The 18,519-nt window shown below is 56.9% G+C and carries 19 protein-coding genes; 10 read left to right on the top strand and 9 right to left on the bottom strand.

The genetic code is table 11. The annotated features are described in order from the left end of the window. Positions 1-111: 111 nt before the first annotated feature. Positions 112-1,302: a methionine adenosyltransferase gene (gene metK / locus IQ22_RS05390; protein ID WP_145139243.1), complete on the top strand. Its 1,191-nt coding sequence runs from the start codon at positions 112-114 to the stop codon at positions 1,300-1,302. 59 nt (positions 1,303-1,361) lie between these two features. Here the strand turns inward: metK and IQ22_RS05385 are convergent, their stop codons facing one another. From IQ22_RS05385 to dadA, 5 genes are all read right to left on the bottom strand, one after another. After that, positions 1,362-1,793 carry a c-type cytochrome gene (locus IQ22_RS05385; protein WP_145139240.1) on the bottom strand — a complete coding sequence of 144 codons (432 nt, stop codon included), beginning with the start codon at positions 1,791-1,793 and terminating at the stop codon, positions 1,362-1,364. 20 nt (positions 1,794-1,813) lie between these two features. After that, entirely contained in the window at positions 1,814-2,368 is a 555-nt protein-coding gene (locus IQ22_RS05380; RefSeq protein ID WP_145139237.1) for a cupin domain-containing protein, read from the bottom strand. Positions 2,369-2,498: 130 nt separating this feature from the next. Further along, positions 2,499-3,575 (bottom strand): alanine racemase, encoded by a 1,077-nt coding sequence (gene alr, locus IQ22_RS05375; RefSeq protein ID WP_145139234.1) that lies wholly within the window; start codon positions 3,573-3,575, stop codon positions 2,499-2,501. Positions 3,576-3,642: 67 nt separating this feature from the next. After that, on the bottom strand, positions 3,643-3,996 hold the full coding sequence (locus IQ22_RS05370) for a RidA family protein (protein WP_145139231.1): 354 nt from the start codon (positions 3,994-3,996) through the stop codon (positions 3,643-3,645). Next, positions 3,971-5,269 carry a D-amino acid dehydrogenase gene (gene dadA / locus IQ22_RS05365; RefSeq protein ID WP_145139228.1) on the bottom strand — a complete coding sequence of 433 codons (1,299 nt, stop codon included), beginning with the start codon at positions 5,267-5,269 and terminating at the stop codon, positions 3,971-3,973. Before dadA ends, IQ22_RS05370 begins: the two co-directional genes overlap by 26 nt. Before the next feature lie 155 nt (positions 5,270-5,424). On the opposite strand from dadA, the gene IQ22_RS05360 reads away from it, so the two are divergent. Together IQ22_RS05360 and IQ22_RS05355 are read left to right on the top strand one after the other, a co-directional pair. Continuing rightward, entirely contained in the window at positions 5,425-5,913 is a 489-nt protein-coding gene (locus tag IQ22_RS05360) for an AsnC family transcriptional regulator (RefSeq protein WP_145139226.1), read from the top strand. Positions 5,914-6,003: 90 nt separating this feature from the next. Further along, on the top strand, positions 6,004-7,299 hold the full coding sequence (locus IQ22_RS05355; protein WP_145139223.1) for an NAD(P)/FAD-dependent oxidoreductase: 1,296 nt from the start codon (positions 6,004-6,006) through the stop codon (positions 7,297-7,299). A gap of 51 nt (positions 7,300-7,350) precedes the next feature. On the opposite strand, the gene argC is transcribed toward IQ22_RS05355, so the two are convergent. Next, positions 7,351-8,304 carry an N-acetyl-gamma-glutamyl-phosphate reductase gene (argC, locus tag IQ22_RS05350; RefSeq protein ID WP_145139220.1) on the bottom strand — a complete coding sequence of 318 codons (954 nt, stop codon included), beginning with the start codon at positions 8,302-8,304 and terminating at the stop codon, positions 7,351-7,353. Positions 8,305-8,604: 300 nt separating this feature from the next. On the opposite strand from argC, the gene IQ22_RS05345 reads away from it, so the two are divergent. The 5 genes from IQ22_RS05345 (at position 8,605) to IQ22_RS05325 (ending at position 11,932) form a co-directional block, all read left to right on the top strand. Continuing rightward, positions 8,605-8,832, top strand: coding sequence for a DUF1127 domain-containing protein (locus IQ22_RS05345; RefSeq protein ID WP_145139217.1), 228 nt, complete (start codon positions 8,605-8,607; stop codon positions 8,830-8,832). Between the two features lie 50 nt (positions 8,833-8,882). After that, complete coding sequence (locus IQ22_RS05340; RefSeq protein ID WP_145139214.1) at positions 8,883-9,200, top strand: DUF2388 domain-containing protein; 318 nt, start codon at positions 8,883-8,885, stop codon at positions 9,198-9,200. A gap of 82 nt (positions 9,201-9,282) precedes the next feature. Then, a complete protein-coding gene (locus tag IQ22_RS05335; RefSeq protein WP_145139211.1) occupies positions 9,283-9,576 on the top strand; it encodes a DUF2388 domain-containing protein in 294 nt (97 codons plus the stop codon). A gap of 32 nt (positions 9,577-9,608) precedes the next feature. Further along, positions 9,609-9,926 (top strand): DUF2388 domain-containing protein, encoded by a 318-nt coding sequence (locus IQ22_RS05330; protein ID WP_145139208.1) that lies wholly within the window; start codon positions 9,609-9,611, stop codon positions 9,924-9,926. A 47-nt stretch (positions 9,927-9,973) separates the two neighbouring features. Then, on the top strand, positions 9,974-11,932 hold the full coding sequence (locus tag IQ22_RS05325; protein WP_145139715.1) for a DUF7844 domain-containing protein: 1,959 nt from the start codon (positions 9,974-9,976) through the stop codon (positions 11,930-11,932). Between the two features lie 47 nt (positions 11,933-11,979). On the opposite strand, the gene IQ22_RS05320 is transcribed toward IQ22_RS05325, so the two are convergent. Genes IQ22_RS05320 through IQ22_RS05310 form a run of 3 tightly spaced genes read right to left on the bottom strand, consistent with a single transcriptional unit; the run spans position 11,980 to position 15,713 of the window. After that, the gene (locus IQ22_RS05320) at positions 11,980-12,987 is read right to left on the bottom strand and encodes a hypothetical protein (RefSeq protein WP_145139205.1); all 1,008 of its coding nucleotides are present in this window, start codon (positions 12,985-12,987) and stop codon (positions 11,980-11,982) included. Continuing rightward, positions 12,987-14,819: a hypothetical protein gene (locus tag IQ22_RS05315; protein WP_145139203.1), complete on the bottom strand. Its 1,833-nt coding sequence runs from the start codon at positions 14,817-14,819 to the stop codon at positions 12,987-12,989. The genes IQ22_RS05320 and IQ22_RS05315 overlap by 1 nt, the downstream gene beginning before the upstream one ends. Before the next feature lie 12 nt (positions 14,820-14,831). Then, positions 14,832-15,713, bottom strand: coding sequence for an SH3 domain-containing protein (locus IQ22_RS05310; protein ID WP_145139200.1), 882 nt, complete (start codon positions 15,711-15,713; stop codon positions 14,832-14,834). 279 nt (positions 15,714-15,992) lie between these two features. Here IQ22_RS05310 and IQ22_RS05305 point away from each other — a divergent pair, with 279 nt between their 5' ends. Together IQ22_RS05305 and IQ22_RS05300 are read left to right on the top strand one after the other, a co-directional pair. Then, the gene (locus IQ22_RS05305; protein ID WP_145139197.1) at positions 15,993-16,910 is read left to right on the top strand and encodes an AEC family transporter; all 918 of its coding nucleotides are present in this window, start codon (positions 15,993-15,995) and stop codon (positions 16,908-16,910) included. A gap of 234 nt (positions 16,911-17,144) precedes the next feature. Beyond that, positions 17,145-18,479, top strand: coding sequence for a CitMHS family transporter (locus tag IQ22_RS05300; protein ID WP_145139194.1), 1,335 nt, complete (start codon positions 17,145-17,147; stop codon positions 18,477-18,479). The last annotated feature ends 40 nt before the right edge of the window (positions 18,480-18,519 follow it).

Genomic DNA, 18,519 nt, shown 5'->3' with positions numbered 1-18,519 from the left:
TTAGAGGCGACACGGAGGATATGGCAGCACGGCTGTCGTATCCAGACAACTAACAGTTTCATGACATGGCCTTCGGGCCGCCTCACCCACCGGTAGTATAGGAACCGATAGATGAGCGATTACTCTCTGTTTACCTCCGAGTCCGTGTCTGAAGGGCATCCGGACAAGATCGCCGACCAGATTTCCGATGCGGTGCTCGACGCCATCATCGCGGAAGACAAGCATGCTCGCGTGGCCTGTGAAACGCTGGTGAAAACCGGTGTGGCCATTGTTGCCGGTGAAGTGACTACCTCTGCCTGGGTCGATCTAGAGCAGCTGGTCCGTGACGTGATCATCGATATCGGCTACAACAGTTCCGACGTCGGCTTTGACGGCGCTACCTGCGGTATTGTCAACATCATCGGCAAGCAGTCCGTGGATATCGCCCAGGGCGTTGACCGCAGCAAGCCGGAAGATCAGGGTGCAGGTGACCAGGGCTTGATGTTCGGCTACGCCAGTAACGAAACCGACGTGCTGATGCCGGCACCGATCTGCTTCTCCCACCGCTTGGTGGAGCGTCAGGCCGAAGCGCGTAAGTCCGGCCTGCTGCCGTGGCTGCGCCCGGATGCCAAATCCCAGGTTACCTGCCGTTACGAAGGCGGCAAGGTGGTGGGTATCGATGCGATCGTACTGTCCACTCAGCACAACCCGGACGTGAAATACGTCGACCTGCGCGAAGCCGTGATGGAGTTGATCGTTAAGCACGTTATTCCGGCTGAACTGTTGCACAAGGACACCCAGTTCCACATCAACCCAACTGGCCAGTTCATCATTGGCGGCCCGGTGGGTGACTGTGGTCTGACCGGCCGCAAGATTATCGTAGACACCTATGGCGGCATGGCCCGTCACGGTGGCGGTGCCTTCTCCGGCAAGGACCCATCCAAGGTAGACCGCAGCGCCGCCTACGCAGGCCGCTATGTTGCCAAGAACGTGGTGGCGGCCGGACTGGCCGACCGTTGCGAGATTCAGGTGTCCTATGCCATTGGCGTAGCACTGCCGACGTCTATCTCGATCAACACCTTCGGCACGGGCAAGGTCAGCGATGACAAAATCATCCAACTGGTCCGCGAGCACTTCGACCTGCGTCCTTACGCGATTACCAAGATGCTTGATCTGCTGCACCCAATGTACCGTGCCACGGCCGCCTATGGTCACTTTGGCCGTACGCCCTATGAAATGACCGTGGGTAATGACACCTTCACGGCATTCACTTGGGAAAAGACCGATAAGGCCGACGCCCTGCGTGCAGCTGCAGGTCTGTAAGCAGCACTAAAACAAGAAACCCCGCCTCGAGCGGGGTTTCTTTTACACACAGATCGCGCTTACTCCAGCCCTGACATATACATGATCGCGCTACGCAATTCGTCTTTGGAGCAATCGAAACAGGCTCCTTTCGGCGGCATGGCGTTGATACCCGAAATCGTCGTGGCGAGTAAACCGTCCAGGCCACCCCGTGCTTTGGCGCGAGCGGACCAGGCCGCCTTATCACCAATTTTGGGCGCACCCAGAACACCGACGCTATGGCATCCGTGGCACGTAGCGCTCACGACTTGCTCTGCCGCTCTGCCCGAGGGCTTCTCCTCGACAGGAGCTTGCACATCGTCGACCGGGCATGCCTGACCATGGATACATACCTTCCCCACCGGCGCGATACGCTGAACGATAGCCTCCCGGCTCATGTCCGCTTCCGCCTGCACGTATACCGAAAAACTTAAAGCCAGGACACCGCCCAGGTCTATCAGCCGTTTATGCATGACGTTTAGCCTCGACTCCGTTAAAAATTAGCGGGTGTTGTCGCGCTGATCAAACGGGCCGGTTCGTCGAAAGGGTTACGAAAACGGTGCGGCCGGCTGCTTTCGAAATAGTAACTATCACCTGACTCGAGCAGGTAGGTATCGCTGCCTACGGTCAGTTCAAGCCGTCCGGAAACGACCATACCGGCCTCTTCACCTTCATGGTCGAGCATCTCCAGGCCTGTATCGGAGCCCGGCGGGTAGGTTTCGTCCAGGAAGGCAATCGCCCGGCTGGGACGGGCTTTGCCGACCAGCCGCATAGTGACCGTGTTGTCACCACTGGAGATGTCGATCAGTTCATGAGCCTTGTAGACCACCTGAGTCGGACTGTCATCGGCCAGATCGAGCGAAAAGAACTCCACAAGAGACATCGGAATACCGCTCAGGACCTTTTTCAAGGAGCTGATAGATGGGCTTACGCTATTTTTTTCGATCATCGAAATGGTGCTATTGGTCACACCTGCTCGTTTGGCGAGCTCTCGCTGGGACAGACCTTTGAGTTTACGGATGGCTTGCAGACGAGCACCAACGTCCAAGGGCGGCTTCTCCTTGTAGCAACAGGCAGGCAATAACAGCCCAGAGGTACCCGGGCGGCCGGTATCATGGCAACAGTGTTCAATATTTACAACAGAACGGCCATCAATCCCGAGCAAGCCGACAGCCTGTTCAATCCCCCTGATATACGCGCGGCACACGCTTGAGGTTGCAGAACAGCTGATAGGGAATGGTGCCACACAGGGCAGCCAGTTCACTAGCCAAGACCTGCGATCCCCAAAGCTCGACACGACTACCAACACCAGCCGCTGGCAAATCGGTCAGATCGATTGCCAACATGTCCATGGACACCCGCCCAACGATACGGGACGCCTTGCCCTCGACAGTAACCGGTGCCCCACTAGGCGCATGCCGCGGATAACCATCGGCATACCCCATCGCCACGATGCCGATCCGAGCTGGCTGACGGGTTATGTAACGCGCGCCGTAACCCACCGGCTGCCCCGGCGGTAGCTCACGTACGTTGATGATTCTCGACTCTAACGTCATCACTGGCTGCAAACGGTCAGCATGAGCATGCGGGACCTCGAACGGCGTGGCGCCATAGAGCATAATGCCAGGCCGCACCCAATCGCTCGGCACCTCGGGCCAGCCTAGTACCGCCGGTGAGTTACGCAGGCTGGTCTGGCCCGGCAATCCCGCTGTAGCACGCTGAAAGGTCTTCAGCTGGGCAATAGTCGCCGTACAGTCAAGCTCGTCGGCCCTAGCGAAGTGGGTCATCTTGACAATGTCCGCTACGTTGCCGCTGGCCTGTAGACGCCGATAGGCGTCGGCATATTCTTCAGGAAAGAACCCGACCCGGTGCATGCCTGAGTCTAGCTTGAGCCAGACATTGATCGGTGCAGCCAAGGTCGCTTGCTCCAGAGCATCCAACTGCCAAGCCGAATGGATCACACACCAGAACCCTTGATGCACGATCACGTCCAGCTCATCAGCTTCGAAAAATCCCTCAAGCAACAGAATGGGCGCCTGGATGCCAGCTTCACGTAGTTCTAATGCTTCTTCAATGCAGGCTACCGCGAAGCCATCCGCCTCATCGGCCAAAGCCTGCGCGCAACGAACCGCCCCATGCCCATACGCATCAGCCTTAACCACGGCGAGCGCCCGGGCATCGCCGCTGAGCTCTCGGGCGATCCGGTAATTATGACGCAAGGCGTTAAGGTCTATCAGGGCACGGGCGGGACGCATGACGATCTCTCTACTGTAAACGATAGGCAGAAAAAACCCGGCCTTATGGCCGGGTGTTTACATCTTATTACGGCAAGGCTGCGACAACGCTCATCTCGACGAGAATTTCCGGCTCGCACAGTTTTGCTTCGACAGTTGCTCGGGCGGGAGCAACGCCTTCGGGCAACCACTCATCCCAGACACTGTTCATGCCTGCAAAATGCGCGTCGATGTCCTTCAGATACACCGTAACGGATAGGATGTGGCGCGTATCGGTGCCAGCCTCTTTGAGCAGGCGCTCAATATTGGCCAAGGTTTCGCGTGTCTGCTGCTCGACCCCGGCGTTCATGTCCTCTCCGACCTGCCCGGCCAGGTAAACGGTACCATTGTGAATGACGATTTCGCTCATGCGGCGATTAGTGTGCAGGCGCTGGATGGCCATCTTTGCGGTTCTCCTGGGAATGGCTGTAACGGGAAATATCGAGACCTTCGGTGCTGATCTGTGGCCGCTTCCGGCTGATGATATCGGCCAAGAATCGCCCTGAACCGCAGGCCATGGTCCAGCCCAGTGTACCGTGCCCGGTATTAAGAAACAGATTGCGATAGCGCGTGGCGCCTACGATGGGAGTGCCATCGGGTGTGGTCGGACGCAGCCCGGTCCAGAAGGTCGCTGCCTTGAAGTCTCCGCCCTGTGGATACAGATCGTTGACGATCATTTCCAGCGTCTCACGGCGCCTCGGATTAAGTGACAGGTCATAGCCTGATACCTCCGCCATCCCACCTACGCGAATCCGGTTATCGAAGCGGGTCAGCGCAACCTTATAGGTCTCATCGAGAATGGTCGATTTCGGCGCCATGTCTGGATTAGTGATCGGCACGGTCAAGGAATAGCCTTTCAACGGATAGACAGGCGCCTGGATGCCGAGCGGTGCCAACAGCAGTGGCGAATAACTGCCGAGTGCCAGTACATAATGGTCGGCGGTGACGCGCTGGCCATTGACCCAGACGCCACTAAGCCGATCACCGTCAGCTTCAAGGCGTTCGATGTTCTGCCCGAAGCGGAACTCGACACCTAATTGCCGTGCCAGGTCAGCAAGCCGATTGGTAAAAAGAAAACAATCGCCGGTCTGGTCGTTAGGCAAGCGCAGCGCACCGGCCAACAGGTGCTTTACATGGGCAAGTGCCGGCTCGACACGGGCAATGCCCTCGCGGTCAAGCAGTTGGTAGGGTACCCCTGAGCGTTCCAATACCGCGATATCTTTCGCCGCAGCATCAACCTGCGCCTGGGTTCGAAAGACTTGTGTGGTACCTAACTGGCGGCCTTCGTAGGCAATCCCGGTCTCGGCACGCAACTCATCAAGGCAGTCGCGGCTGTACTCGGACAAGCGCACCATGCGCTCTTTATTGATAGCATAGTGCCTTGCCGTACAATTACGCAGCATCTGCACCATCCATAAGTACTGCTGGACGTCACCGGTCGGCTTGATGGCCAAGGGCGCGTGTCGGGAAACCAGCCATTTGATTGCTTTCAGCGGGACGCCGGGCGCAGCCCAAGGAGAGGCGTAGCCAGGCGAAACCTGTCCGGCATTGCCAAAGCTGGTTTCAAGTGCCGGTCCCTGTTGGCGGTCGACCACTACGACTTCGAATCCCGCACGAGCCAGATAATAGGCGCTGACTGTACCGATCACACCGCTGCCAAGCACTAGCACTCGCATGAAATGTCTCCTCGTCGCGAAGAATCGCCAACGTTAAGGAAAATCAGAGTAGATATGGCAAGTATAAAAAGCATCAAGCAGTGTTATTCACTGAATGAATGTCTATATTTAGGTTAATCAATCGACTTGAGCGTTATTTTTGGAGACGGTCCGGCATGCGTACTCAGCATCAGGCAAAGCGCGAACTAGACAAGATCGATCGCAGTATCCTGCGTATCCTGCAGGAAGACGGACGGATCTCCTTCACCGAGCTGGGTGAGCGGGTCGGGCTATCTACAACACCATGTACAGAGCGGGTCCGTCGACTTGAGCGGGAAGGTATTATCCTGGGCTACTCGGCACGGCTGAATCCGCAGCACCTTAAGGCCAGTCTTCTGGTCTTTGTCGAGATAAGCCTAGCCTACAAGTCTGGCGATATCTTTGAAGAGTTCCGCCGAGCCGTGCTCAAACTGCCTCATGTCCTGGAGTGTCACTTGGTCTCAGGCGACTTCGACTACCTTGTGAAGGCCCGCATCTCCGAGATGGCTTCCTATCGCAAGCTGCTCGGCGATATTCTGCTCAAGCTACCCCATGTTCGGGAGTCGAAAAGCTATATCGTTATGGAAGAAGTTAAGGAATCACTCCATCTGCCGGTACCGGATTGATCGGATATCACCGCCCTGCGTGGCAAAGCACAAATTCGACGTTTATCGTCGATGCTTCCACTGAATCACTTTGCTCTCATGGATAGGTCTATGCGTTCCCAGCCCCACGCTGAACATGCTCGTTCCTACTACGCTGCCACCCTCAATCGTCAGCTGGATTATCCGCCATTGGACGGCGAGGTCCGGGCGGATGTCTGCATCATTGGTGGTGGCTTTTCCGGGCTCAATACAGCCATCGAGCTGGCCGAACGTGGCCGTTCGGTCGTGTTGCTGGAAGCCCATCGGATCGGCTGGGGGGCCAGTGGACGTAATGGCGGGCAATTGATCCGCGGCGTAGGCCATGATGTTGAACAGTTCCGCTCTACTGTGGGCGACGACGGTGTTCTGTTGCTCAAACGTTTGGGGTTCGAAGCGGTAGAGATCGTCCGTCAACGCATCGAACAGTACGGGATCGACTGCGACCTGACGTGGGGCTATGCCGATTTGGCAACCAAACCAAAGCATCTGGAAGGTTTCCAGGCAGATCTGGAAGAGTTGCACAGTCTGGGCTACCCCCATGACGTGCAACTAGTATCACGTGATCGGATTCATACGGTGGTAGGCTCAGAGCGCTATCTGGGCGCTCTGATCGACCCGGGCTCCGGCCATCTTCATCCCCTCAACCTTGCCCTAGGCGAAGCCGCTGTTGCGGAATCGCTGGGGGTGCGCCTGTATGAGCACTCTACCGTCAACCGCATCGATTACGGACCTGAAGTACGCGTCTATACCGACCGTGGTCAGGTACGCGCCGACACGCTGGTGATCTGCTGTAATGCCTATCTGAAGGAGCTGGAGCCCACCCTGTCCGGTAAGGTATTGCCCGCCGGCAGCTATATCATCGCCACGGAGCCGCTGCCTGAGGCGCTGGCCGAAGAGTTGCTCCCAGGCAACCGGGCCGTTTGCGATCAGCAGATCACTGTTGACTACTTCCGGCTTTCCCGTGACCGTCGCCTCTTGTTCGGCGGGGCCTGCCATTACTCCGGGCGAGACCCAAGCGATATCGAAGCTTACATGCGGCCCAAAATGCTCAAGGTTTTCCCGCAGCTGGCGTCGGTACGTATCGATTTCCAATGGGGTGGCATGATCGGCATCGGGGCCAATCGCCTGCCGCAAATAGGCCGCCTCAAGGACAGGCCCAATGTATTCCATGCCCAGGCCTATGCCGGCCATGGCCTCAATGCCACGCACCTTGCCGGTCGCCTGTTGGCCGAAGCGATTACGGCTCAATCAAAGGGGTTCGACGTTTTTGACAAGGTGCCCCATGCCACTTTTCCCGGTGGGCAGCGTTTTCGTTCGCCGCTGCTGGCATTGGGCATGCTCTGGTACCGTCTGAAAGACAGCCTTTAAAACGCAAGAGCCATGCGGGCAGACCGCACGGCTCGTTGTGAATCAGCTGTGTTACAGCCCAGTATTCAGGCTTTTCGCCTCGTCTGTACCCAGATGAATATTCATGCACTGTACCGCCGCACCGGCAGCTCCTTTGCCGAGGTTGTCCAGACGCGCCACCAGCGTTAGCCGCTCACCGTTACCAAACACAAACAGGTCTGCTCGGTTGGTATCGTTACAGGCCTGCACGTCAAAGAAACCCTCGTCCAGGTTTCCAGCATCCTCCACCGGCATCACACGAATGAATTGCTCACCGGCATAGTGCTTGGCATAGGCTGCCTGAATCGCCTCAGCCGTAGCACCGGGTGCCAAGTGCTTGGCATGCAGAGGCACGGTAACCGCCAGGCCCTTAAGAAAGTTGGCTACGATCGGGCTGAATACCGGCGCTTCGGCGATTCGGCTCTGCACACGCATTTCCGGCAGATGTTTGTGACCTTGGGTCATACCGTAGGGCCGCGGGCTGGCAAGCTTGGGCAGGGTATTGGATTCGTAGTCGGCAATCATCTTCTTGCCGCCACCGCTGTAGCCCGTTAAGGAAAAGGCTGACAAAGGATAGTCTGGCGGCAGCAGGCCAGCGTCTACCAGCGGACGAACCAGCAGGATAAAAGCCGTAGCATGGCAGCCCGGATTAGCGATGCGCTTGCTGGCCCGGATTTTGTCACGCTGACCAGGCGCCAGCTCTGGTAGACCGTAAGTCCAGCTGTCGTCGGTACGGAACGCGGTGCTTGCGTCGATGATGCAGGTGTTGGGGTTATCTACCAACGTTACCGCCTCACGAGAGGCTGCATCTGGCAGGCAAAGAAACGCCACGTCGGCCGCGTTCAGAAAACGGGCACGCTCGGCTGAGTCCTTACGTTTGGCTTCATCGATCCGCAACAACTCGACATCGTCACGACCGGAAAGATAGTCGAGCAGACGCAACCCCGTGGTGCCTTCCTGCCCATCCACAAAAACTTTGAACGCCATGACTTGCCCTCATGCTAAACGCGCCGCGACTCATGGGCGCTATCGATGGCTCCTATTGTAGCCAGTCCGACTGGCAGGACGCAGCGAACATTTAACCCAATGACGAACCGCCCGTCCCACACAGTTACCGCTCTTGAAGTCCTGTCAGTGGCCATAACAGAGGGCTTGAGACAGCAGCTATACCGTAACAGCTGTACGACCCAACCAACTGACCCATTGCCTTGTACAGACGCTGTGTCTGGTCTGACAGCTCACCACGCGCGACCATGAAATGCCCTGCTGCGCCTTCAGGAGCCGGCCATGCAACGCACATCCCTACTGCCCCACTCGGCATTCCAGTACTTTATTCTTAGCCCTACCCGCCGTCTGTGGCATCTACTTGGCCGCGCAGGGCATCAGCTCATCCTGTGGCGGAGAAACGCTGTAACCCGGCGCCAGCTGGCCTGGCTCAACGAACGCGAACTGGCCGACATTGGCATCACACGAAGTGAGCAACAAAACGAGCTGAACAAGCCCTTCTGGCGGTAATCTTATAAGGCGCGGCCCTTGCCGCGTCTTATCGGTTTCAGGAGATTTTCATGACCCGCTTGCACCTGCTCGGCGCTGCCGCCCTGCTCAGCCTGTCCACCGCCGCATCGGCTTCCAGCTTTTTCGTTACAACTGACATGATCGTCGATGCTATCGATGCGACCTCCGACGTGACCTCGGGCCTAACCAATTCCGTTCGCGATGACAAAATCGTCCTGGCTGCTCGCGATGACGCTGCCAGCTTTGTAGCCAGCGAAGGCAGCATCCGCGGTGTACGTTTGGAAGCCGCATTGGACCGTATCCGCGTGCTGCGTCCTCAGCTTCAGGCCACCGACACCCAACTGGCCCAGGCCATCTTGAGCCTATAACTATCAACGAACGGCACCGCTAGCCTCGCTGGTGCCGTTCCGTTAGCCTTGTAGCCGAATCCTTGAAAAGCCGTTTCGACTCATGCCCTTGCGTTATTTCGTTATCCTGGGAACCTTACTTGCCACGCCCGCCTTCGCCATTGATGTCACGACCGAGTTTGTCGCCCGCAGCCTGTATGTCACCAGCAAGGTGACCAGCGCGCCGTTCGACAATAAACTCGTTCAGGCAGCCCGTGACGATGCGGCCTTGTTCATCGCCAGCAATGGTGCACAGCGTAGCGCTACACTTGAATCCGCCTTACGCGTGCTGCGTTCACAGAATCCGCATCTCGTCGCCAGTGATCAGGAACTGGCTGAGGCTATTCTTGCTCAATAACCTGCTTTACCGTTTCGTTCGGGAGATTTTCCATGCGCCGTTCCCTTGTTCTTGCCGCCTTGATAATGAGCGTCACCAGTACTGCCCAAGCCCATACATTAGTGGCTACCAGCAATATCATCGTGCGCGCCCTGGATCGCAGCCTCGATTTCACCTCCGATACGACAACTTCCATTCGTGACATGAAGGTCGTTCAGGAAGCTCGCGGCGATGCCGCTAGTTTCGTAGCCAGCGAAGGCAGCATCCGTGGCGCCCAACTCGAAGCCGCCTTTCTGACCCTACGCGAGCAACTGCCTGAAGCCCGGCAAGCCAGCGACACGGAATTGGCCCAGGCGATCCTTGCATTGTGAGACACCTTTTCAGCCAGGCCGTATCAGGCCTGGCCCTCCGCTCGCGGATCGCATTAAAACGCCCTGCCCTAATCTTCTTGTTGTCCGTTCTGACCCTCGGCCAGGCGCAAGCCTCGTTGAAACTGCTACTGGATGAACAAGGGCTTAGTGCCGAACAGGTCCAGGCAAGCCGTCAGCTGTTGGGCGAAGCGCTAGGTAAACTGCCACCACGCTTCAAGCAGGGTCTGGACGAAACCCTGACAATACGGTGGAGCCGGGATCTTGAGACCGAGGCCTATGGCCGGGCCGATCGCCGCGTCCTGCTGTTGAATGAACGGCTGCTGCCTGCCCTGACCGATGGCAGCGCCGCCACGACGCAAACCGGGCGGCCGCATGGTACGCAGCGGCAAGAAATGCTGGCTACTGTTCTGCACGAGCTGACTCACTTCTATGATCGTGAACAGGTGTGGACGCCAGATGAACGCCAGCAGATCATCGCCTGCAGTCAGCTTGCCTCGACAAAGACGTCAAAGGAACTGCCTATCCGCTGCCAGGGGCAGGCCGGGCGGCGCTATACCCTGTCTGACGATCCCCGATTGCTCGACCTTGCCGGCTGGCAGATCAAAGTCAAAAAGCACGGTGCTCGTGAGCGGCGCAACGACTTTATTGCCCGCAGCCCCGATCTTTACGAACTTACCAACCCGCGTGAATTCGTGGCGGTCAATCTGGAATATTTCCTGCTCGACCCTAGCTATCCCTGCCGCCGTCCCGCCCTGGCCCGTTACCTCAGCGAGCACTTCGGCTGGGCGCCAACTCACGAAGCCTGCCCCGGCCGTTACCCCTATCTCAATGCCGGCAGCGATTTCGACAAAGAGCCTCTGGGCTGGCTCGACCCCGAGCGCGTCTATGAAGTGGATTACCTTTTCGCTGAAGGCAACGAAAAAGCCATGAGCCGCTGGGGCCATAGCATGCTGCGCCTGGTAGTCTGCGCCCCCGGTCGGCCCCGCGGTCCGGATTGCCGACTGGACCTGCAAGAGCATCTGGTCCTGTCCTTTCGCGCCTTTGTCAATGACGTGCAGATTTCCAACTGGGACGGGTTAACCGGTTCGTACCCGTCACGCCTGTTTGTCCTGCCACTCGCTCAGGTGGTGGAGGAATACACTAAGGTTGAACTGCGCGGTCTGCAGTCCGTTCCGCTCAAGCTCAACCGCCAGGAGATCACCGACCTGCTCGAACGGACGGCCCAGGTTCATTGGAGCTATGACGGCCATTACTACTTCGTCTCCAACAATTGCGCGGTGGAAACCTTCAAGCTCCTGCATGACAGCGTGCCGCGCCTGCAACAGTCACCCCTGGACAGCATCACGCCCATCGGGCTACTGGATGCGCTGCGTATTGAACAGGTAGCCGATACCTCTGTTCTGGATGATCCTCGCGAAGCCTTGCGGTTGGGCTACCGCTTCGACTCGTTCCGGGAGCGCTTCCAGGCCATGTTTACGGTAGCGCGTGATCGACTGCACTTACCCCAGGCCACCGTTGAAGACTGGTTGGCCTTGGAACCAGGCGAGCGTCGGAAATGGTTCGAACATGCCGACCTGCGTGCCAGTGCGGCGCTTCTGCTGCTCGAACAAGCCGCCTTACGCCGTGAATTGCTGCTTGCCCAGGAAGAGCTCAAGAACCGCTACCTGGGACAAGGCGATGCACAGGACAAAGCACGCTTCAGCAAGGCAGGCAATGCCTTAGAGCAACTGCTGGCCGACAGCGGCTACCTCAGCCGACCTTCCGAACTCCTGGGCACATCAGGTTATGGCTTGCCCCAGCCGGGAGAATGGGAGCGTCTGACAGCTGAGAGTCAGCGCCGTCAAACGCATTTGTCGAACCTGCGCGAGACCCTTAATACGGAAGTCCGTGCCCTGCTTGACCCAGCGATTCAGACTGGCCTCGATCAGACCGAAAGCAACCTGAAACAGCTGGGCGACCATTTAAGGGCATTGCATAAGGCTTCAGGCGGACTGGAGTTGCACTGACACCAAGAAGTGGCAGCCCGCCCGAAAGCGGGCCGGCTGCCCGGAGGTCAAAGCGTGTCGATTTTGAGATTCAGCCGCTCGGTTAGCGGCCCTAGTCGATTACGATGTTCGAATACCTTGGCCAGCTCGGCCAAACGAACCCGCTCGTCAGGCTCGAACGACAGGCTCATTCCTTCACTGCGAGCAGACACCAGCTCTGTGTACGCTTCACACCCTTCTCGGGCTTGCTTCCCAGCGTCCCGGAACTCCTTCTGGCAGGCCCGGGTATGCTTTTCCATCGACGCGGTGAAAGCCGCTTCCCGGTCTGCATCCCAGTCATCTGATTGAGGGCCTGGTACAAAGCGGTAGCGCTTGCTCAACAGCGCACTCCTCTTGAAATACCCGTTGTCCTTAATTTCGAACCTGAGATGGTTCAGCTCTACCCGACCAGCGTCCTTGTCCCCTAGCAACCCCATCAACGCAAACCCCATTCCTAGCGGGGAAGATGGCATTCCATATTTATCTGAGGCATCCGAATAAGCTTCTACAAGCTCTTTCGCCTGGTTCAACCCCAAGGAGGCCTTGATACGCAACATCTCTGGTAGGTCGGCCTCAAAATCGGCCCGTACGGTCTGTTCCTCACGCTGGTAGTCCCACTGCATGCGAACATCGAAAGGCTTGAGCTTACGTAGACCACTACTGTGCATGAGCGTATCGAAGTCTAAGAGAGACACAATCCCGACGGGCCGTTCGGAATCGATATCTGAAACAACACCACTCAAGCGGATATCGGCGCTGTTGCTATCACGCTCGTCATGTACGTTGCTCAGTTCAACCGTCTCGACAGTCAGCCCGGCGCCTGAAAGCACAACGTCATGTAGCGTCAGAGAGCCTCCGAGCGGAGAGGCCGAGAGGGAGCGCCAGCTTACCTGATCCTGTAGATCGTGCTCGAAAAGCCAGTTACGAAGAGCGTCTTCACCACGTGAGGCACTGTATGCCTTCAGTCCAACTATGCTAGCCGCCACGATGGCCAAAGCCACCGGCACGCCTATCTTTACAGTTCGCATCCCTGTCATTACCTACTCTCCTGCTGTTTTCCCGGCCACGCCTTGTTGACGGTTTCCCTTGCCTCATCCGGTGACCACTGCGGATCATTCAATGCCAGGCGCATCAGCGTGAGAGGGTCACTAAGTTCACCACAACCCTTGTTTTTACAGGCCATCACAGTAGCCGCCTCGATACGGGCCAGAGGCAGGTCCTGTTCGTCCTGCTTTTCGCTGTCTAACGTTTCCTTCCCCTGGATGAAGTACCACCCTTCGTCTACCGCTATGCCATCCGGCACACTCAGCTCAGCCTCATACGGATAGTCGAGACGCCATGACTCTCCAGACTTACCATCCAGATGGGCAATCAGGCTGACCTTGGCCGAGCCACCCTGCATCATGGAGGAATAACCACTGTTCGCACCGGGTCGATATGACACATCGTTTACTTGGCGAGCCACTAGCTGAGCAGGATGTTCGAGGGCCTCTCTACGTAGCTCCTCGTACTTGATCAGCTGCCGCTGGGCCTCATAGCCGGCCTGCTCCAACCGATGTTGCATCTCGCGCTTACGTGCGGCTTCAACCTCAGCCTGCCGGCGTGCCTGCCGCTCTTCCCAGCGGAACAGATAGTTGGTCGAATGATTAGGATTGAAATGCCAGAATCCACCTCGTTTGTTATAACTAATCGAGGTTTGGTATAGCCAATAATCCTCCCGTCGCTCGTGCGTATTCCAGGCCAACGATTTTTCCGTCGCTTTTTTCAGATCACGGACGGCTAAGAGATCAAACGACGCTGCTCTAATGCCCATTTGATCAAGGTGCTGCGTGGTACGGTCAATAACTGCCTGGATACTGCTCAACTGCCTGAACAGCTCTTTATTTTCCGTCACGATCAGCGCATTTGGGTGTTGAGCATTCCAGGCGCCAAAGTAGCTTTGGTAAGGAATTTGCCATATCACATAGAGCTTGTTGTCGGCATCGCTGTCCAGCAGATACAGGCCGTTATGCTCATTATCGAATCCTATGAAGGGAAGATCCGGAGCCTTACTGTTGAATAGCAGACCTTTATGAAAAAAGCCTTTGTATTCACTCTGCTTTTTACCATCGCTTCGTACGAGGGAAATTTTGCCGTTGCCTTCGGCAAATCCATCCGCTGAACAACCGATCCCTTTGGATTGTGCGCTCAGGTAGTGTGCATTAGCATCCTGCTGGGCCGGAAGACGAAACACACAACCTTGCTGATCACGAAAATCCGTCAGGAAGTCCGCCTTTATCCTTCCCTCATGCGCCAGCTCAGGACGCCAGCCAGATACTTCGAATATAGGTAAGGCCGCCTGCTGAGTATTAACAGCCGACACCGGCATAGCAGCTTCTTTATCAGGCTCTTCCGGTAGAGCGGCAGGGGCGTTCGCTATAGAGTGTTCTTCTGTAGTAGGTGGTTGCGGCTGCGCAGCAACCGTCGCCTCTTGCGGCAAAGCGGGCGACTTTTCTATTACTGAAGCGGGTGCGGTTACGTCCGTAGCCGCCCCGGACGTTAGTGCCCAGGCACTTGCTTTCGCTGTATCGCCATGACCGTACAACTTGCCTTGCGTATCGGTAGATTGCCAATGGATACGCGTTGCCTCGCTACATTGGCTTGCCAGGAGCCCGCCCAACTTGGGCATCAGCCGCTCGATGCTTCCTTTAGCAGGCTCACTGCCATATACGAAGCGCAATGCGAGATCAGGCGAACACCAAGCCTGCCCTGACGCGTGATCGATAAAGACTTCAACATTCTCGGTCTTGGAATAGGCAAGCCGGTAGCTATCCGCATGCGCAGCCAAACTGGCCGTCAAGGCGGTAAGAAGAAAAATACTGCGTTTCATGAACTATCCCTGTCAGATCAATTCCCAGGCGCCATCTGCCGCCTGGCAGGCCTTAACGCTCTGCTGATCGTTACCCGACTTGCTGGAAATAGAGTAATTGACCGTCCGGCAAGTAGTCTGAGCAGTCAGCATTTCCTCTACGGGTGTAGCGTCCAGGTCAATAGCGTCCAGGTCGATACCTTTCTGCTTGGCGCTGGCCACGTCCAGCGTATCCAAGTCGCTTGCAGGCGCTTGTGCAGGCTTGGCCTGAGCTATCGGCGCTTTGAATGGTTCAACCAGGGGCGCATAGACATATCCGACGCTCACACCTTTGCGTCCCACCATGATCCAATTATTGTCGGTACGCCCAATCGCCGTGAAACGGGTGCCCACCGCAAGGCCGCCTACCTTGTCGGCTGATTGATCTGGCGCATTGCGGATATTGGCTGATTTCACCGCCTGATACGGCTTGTTCAGAAGTGCCATGCTCGGTACGGCCTGAATGGTTGGCAGCCGCTTGATGGATACCTGGCGCTCCTGCTTTTCCGTACTCACGGGAACGATGCGGGCCTGCGCATCACTATGCGTGGAGGTCCAGGTCGTCACTTGCCCATCCTGTGCCGTGTCCAGAACCGACTGGGTCTGCGCGGCCAAGGCATCACGATCACGCTGATCCAGCTTCGAGCCAATTGTCTTGCCCAGCATGCCACCAGCTAAGGCACCTGCAATCATGGCGGCCGTTCGGCCGTTGCCTCCACCTATCTGGCTACCAACCAACACACCGGCGGCTGCACCGATAATAGTGCCTACGTTTTCCTGGTTGAGCCATTCATTTTGGGACATGGCGGTACAACCGGCACCCATTCCAGTCGTACAAACCAAACCGAGCACCGCGAATTTTTTGAGAGGCTTCATGCCAGACTCCTTGTCGATAAAAATTTCCGTATACGACTGCTCGAACAGATACGGCACCAGACGTATTGCACTCGCCTGCACTAAATTATTGGTAGGAAAGATTCAACGCGTTATTTTGCCTAGGCTTTTCAAGTGAGAGCACAGGGCGCTTGAAAACCGAGCATTAAGTCACAGAACTCTATTGATGTTTCTTTCAGGGCCTCGCATTAGCCAAACCTTGCCGAACGCCACAGGACACCTCACCATGACAACCTGCTTCGGCCGAGAAAAAGAACAACCGTGACAACTTTGCTACTGGCTCTTTGGCCTCTGTTCGCCCTGATCGTGGCCGGCCACTGGATGCGCCGCTTGGGATTTCCCGGCGAGACATTCTGGCCAGCGGCTGACCGGCTCAATTATTTTGTGCTGTTTCCCGCCCTGTTGTTTACCAACCTGGCGACAGCGCCATTAAACGATCCCGCACTCCCTCGCCTGGCGGCAGCTGTGGTCTCTGGCCTTGGGCTAAGTTGGGTTGCCTTGCTACTCGTGCGTCGCCTATGCGGCTGGCCAGCAGCACGGTTCGGGGCGATCAGCCAAGGCATTCTGCGCTTCAATACCTATCTTGGCCTCGCCACAGTAGGCAGTCTGCTCGGCAAAGCCGGACTGGGACAAGCCGCACTCATGCTGGCTCTGATGGTGCCGACCGTAAATGTGATGTCGGTATGGGCCCTGACCGCCGAACGCGGCACATCGGTTCGCAACCTGCTGTTGCCCATCGCGCGTAATCCTTTGATTCTGGCATGCTTGGCCGGCGCGCTGGTCAATCTCAGCGGCCTTGGCCTACCGTTTGGAACGGATCGCCTGCTAGGGCTTCTGGCCGCTGCCAGCCTTCCATTAGGGCTGCTAAGCGTAGGGGCCGCTCTGCAGTTGCAACAGATCGGCGGTGAGTGGCGCATCTTGGCAGGTGCCGTGGCCGCACGCCTGCTGCTGTCGCCCCTCGTGGCGGCAGGCGTAGCCTATGGGCTGCATTTGCCGCCCCAGGAAAGCTTGCTACTAATTCTCTTTTTTGCCCTTCCTACAGCCCCTACGGCCTATGCCCTTACACGTCAGCTCGGCGGTGACAGTACGCTGATGGCCAGTCTTATCACGCTGCAGACCCTGGCTGCTGCCCTCACCCTGCCGATAGTGCTGATCCTAGCGGGTATTGCCATACCGTAAGGTCGCTGAAAGCTTATACCGATAGCATCGCGCCATGGGTTATAGCCCAACCGCGTGTGCTGTGCCTGGCATGGCCGCCGCGTCACTTACAAAAACAAAGGATACCCGCCATGATTAGCGTGATTTCCCTTCAGGCATTCGCCTCATTGTTATTCCTCCATAAACACTCGTGAGCCGCTGCGCATGCTGCTGCCCGGCCTGTTTTCTTTTGACGTGTGATTTTTGGAGCTTTCCATGCTGACATTCCTTGGCTTCGCCATGGTCGTGACCTTTATGTTCCTGATCATGAGCAAGCGTCTGACGCCGCTGATTGCGTTGACCATGATTCCTATTCTTTTCGCTGTTCTGGCGTGGGCTTTGGGCACGCAGGTCAGCAGCCTCGGCCATATCCATCTCAACTCGCTCGGCCCGATGATGCTCGACGGCCTGCGCACCTTGGCTCCCACCGGGGTGATGCTACTCTTCGCCATTCTGTATTTTGCCGTCATGATTGATACCGGCCTGTTCGATCCAGCGGTACGCTGGATCCTACGGTTGGTCAAAGGTGACCCGCTCAAAGTCGCATTGGGCACGGTTTTCCTGACGTTAGTTGTATCCCTCGACGGTGATGGCTCTACGACCTACATGATCTGCGTTGCAGCAATGTTTCCGCTGTACAAACGCCTGGGGATGAACCCCTTGATCATGACGGCCCTGATGTTGCTTTCCAGCGGCGTCATGAACCTGACCCCCTGGGGCGGTCCGACCGCTCGTGCCGCCAGCGCTCTGCATGTCGACCCAGCCGACGTCTTTGTCCCCATGATTCCTGCCATGTTGGCGAGCATTGTCTGGCTGTTTGTCCTGGCCTATCTGTATGGCCGTCGCGAGCGTGCGCGCCTGGGCATTCTGGAAATCCACGAAAGCGAAGGTGCTAATGTGACCGTTTCCCAGTGCGAAGAGGCACGGCGCCCTCATCTGCGGTGGTTCAATGGCGCGCTGACGCTATTGTTAATGGTGGCTCTCGTGCTAGGCGTACTTCCCATGCCGGTGCTTTTCATGATTGCCTTCGGCATCGCGATGATCGTTAACTACCGCAACATTGATCTACAAAAACAACGAATTGCCGCCCACGCCGAGAATGTTCTGGCTGTCGTTTCACTTATCTTTGCAGCAGGTATTTTTACCGGCATTCTCTCGGGCACTGGGATGGTGGACGCAATGTCCAAAAGCCTGCTGGCCGTCATTCCGGAATCGCTGGGCCCGTACATGGCAGTTATCACCGCCTTGGTAAGCATGCCGTTTACGTTCTTCATCTCGAACGATGCGTTCTACTTCGGCGTATTGCCAGTACTTGCAGAAGCAGCAAGCCACTACGGTATTGCCCCTGTGGAAATTGCTCGAGCCTCTATCGTAGGGCAACCGGTGCACCTGCTAAGTCCTTTGGTTCCGTCTACTTATCTATTGGTAGGCTTGGCCAAGGTAGAATTTGGCGATCACCAGCGTTTTACGCTGAAATGGGCTGTGGTCACGTGCCTAGCCATGATGGTCACGGCTTTGTTACTAGGTGTGTTCCCGCTAGTCAGCGGTTAATAATACCTACGTATCAAAGGTAATTTCTTGATAGCCTGAT

This window comes from Pseudomonas duriflava (assembly GCF_007830155.1).
GTDB lineage: Bacteria > Pseudomonadota > Gammaproteobacteria > Pseudomonadales > Pseudomonadaceae > Chryseomonas > Chryseomonas duriflava.
Note: the sequence above shows the minus strand (reverse complement) of the source record. Positions and strands in the feature narration are given on the sequence as shown.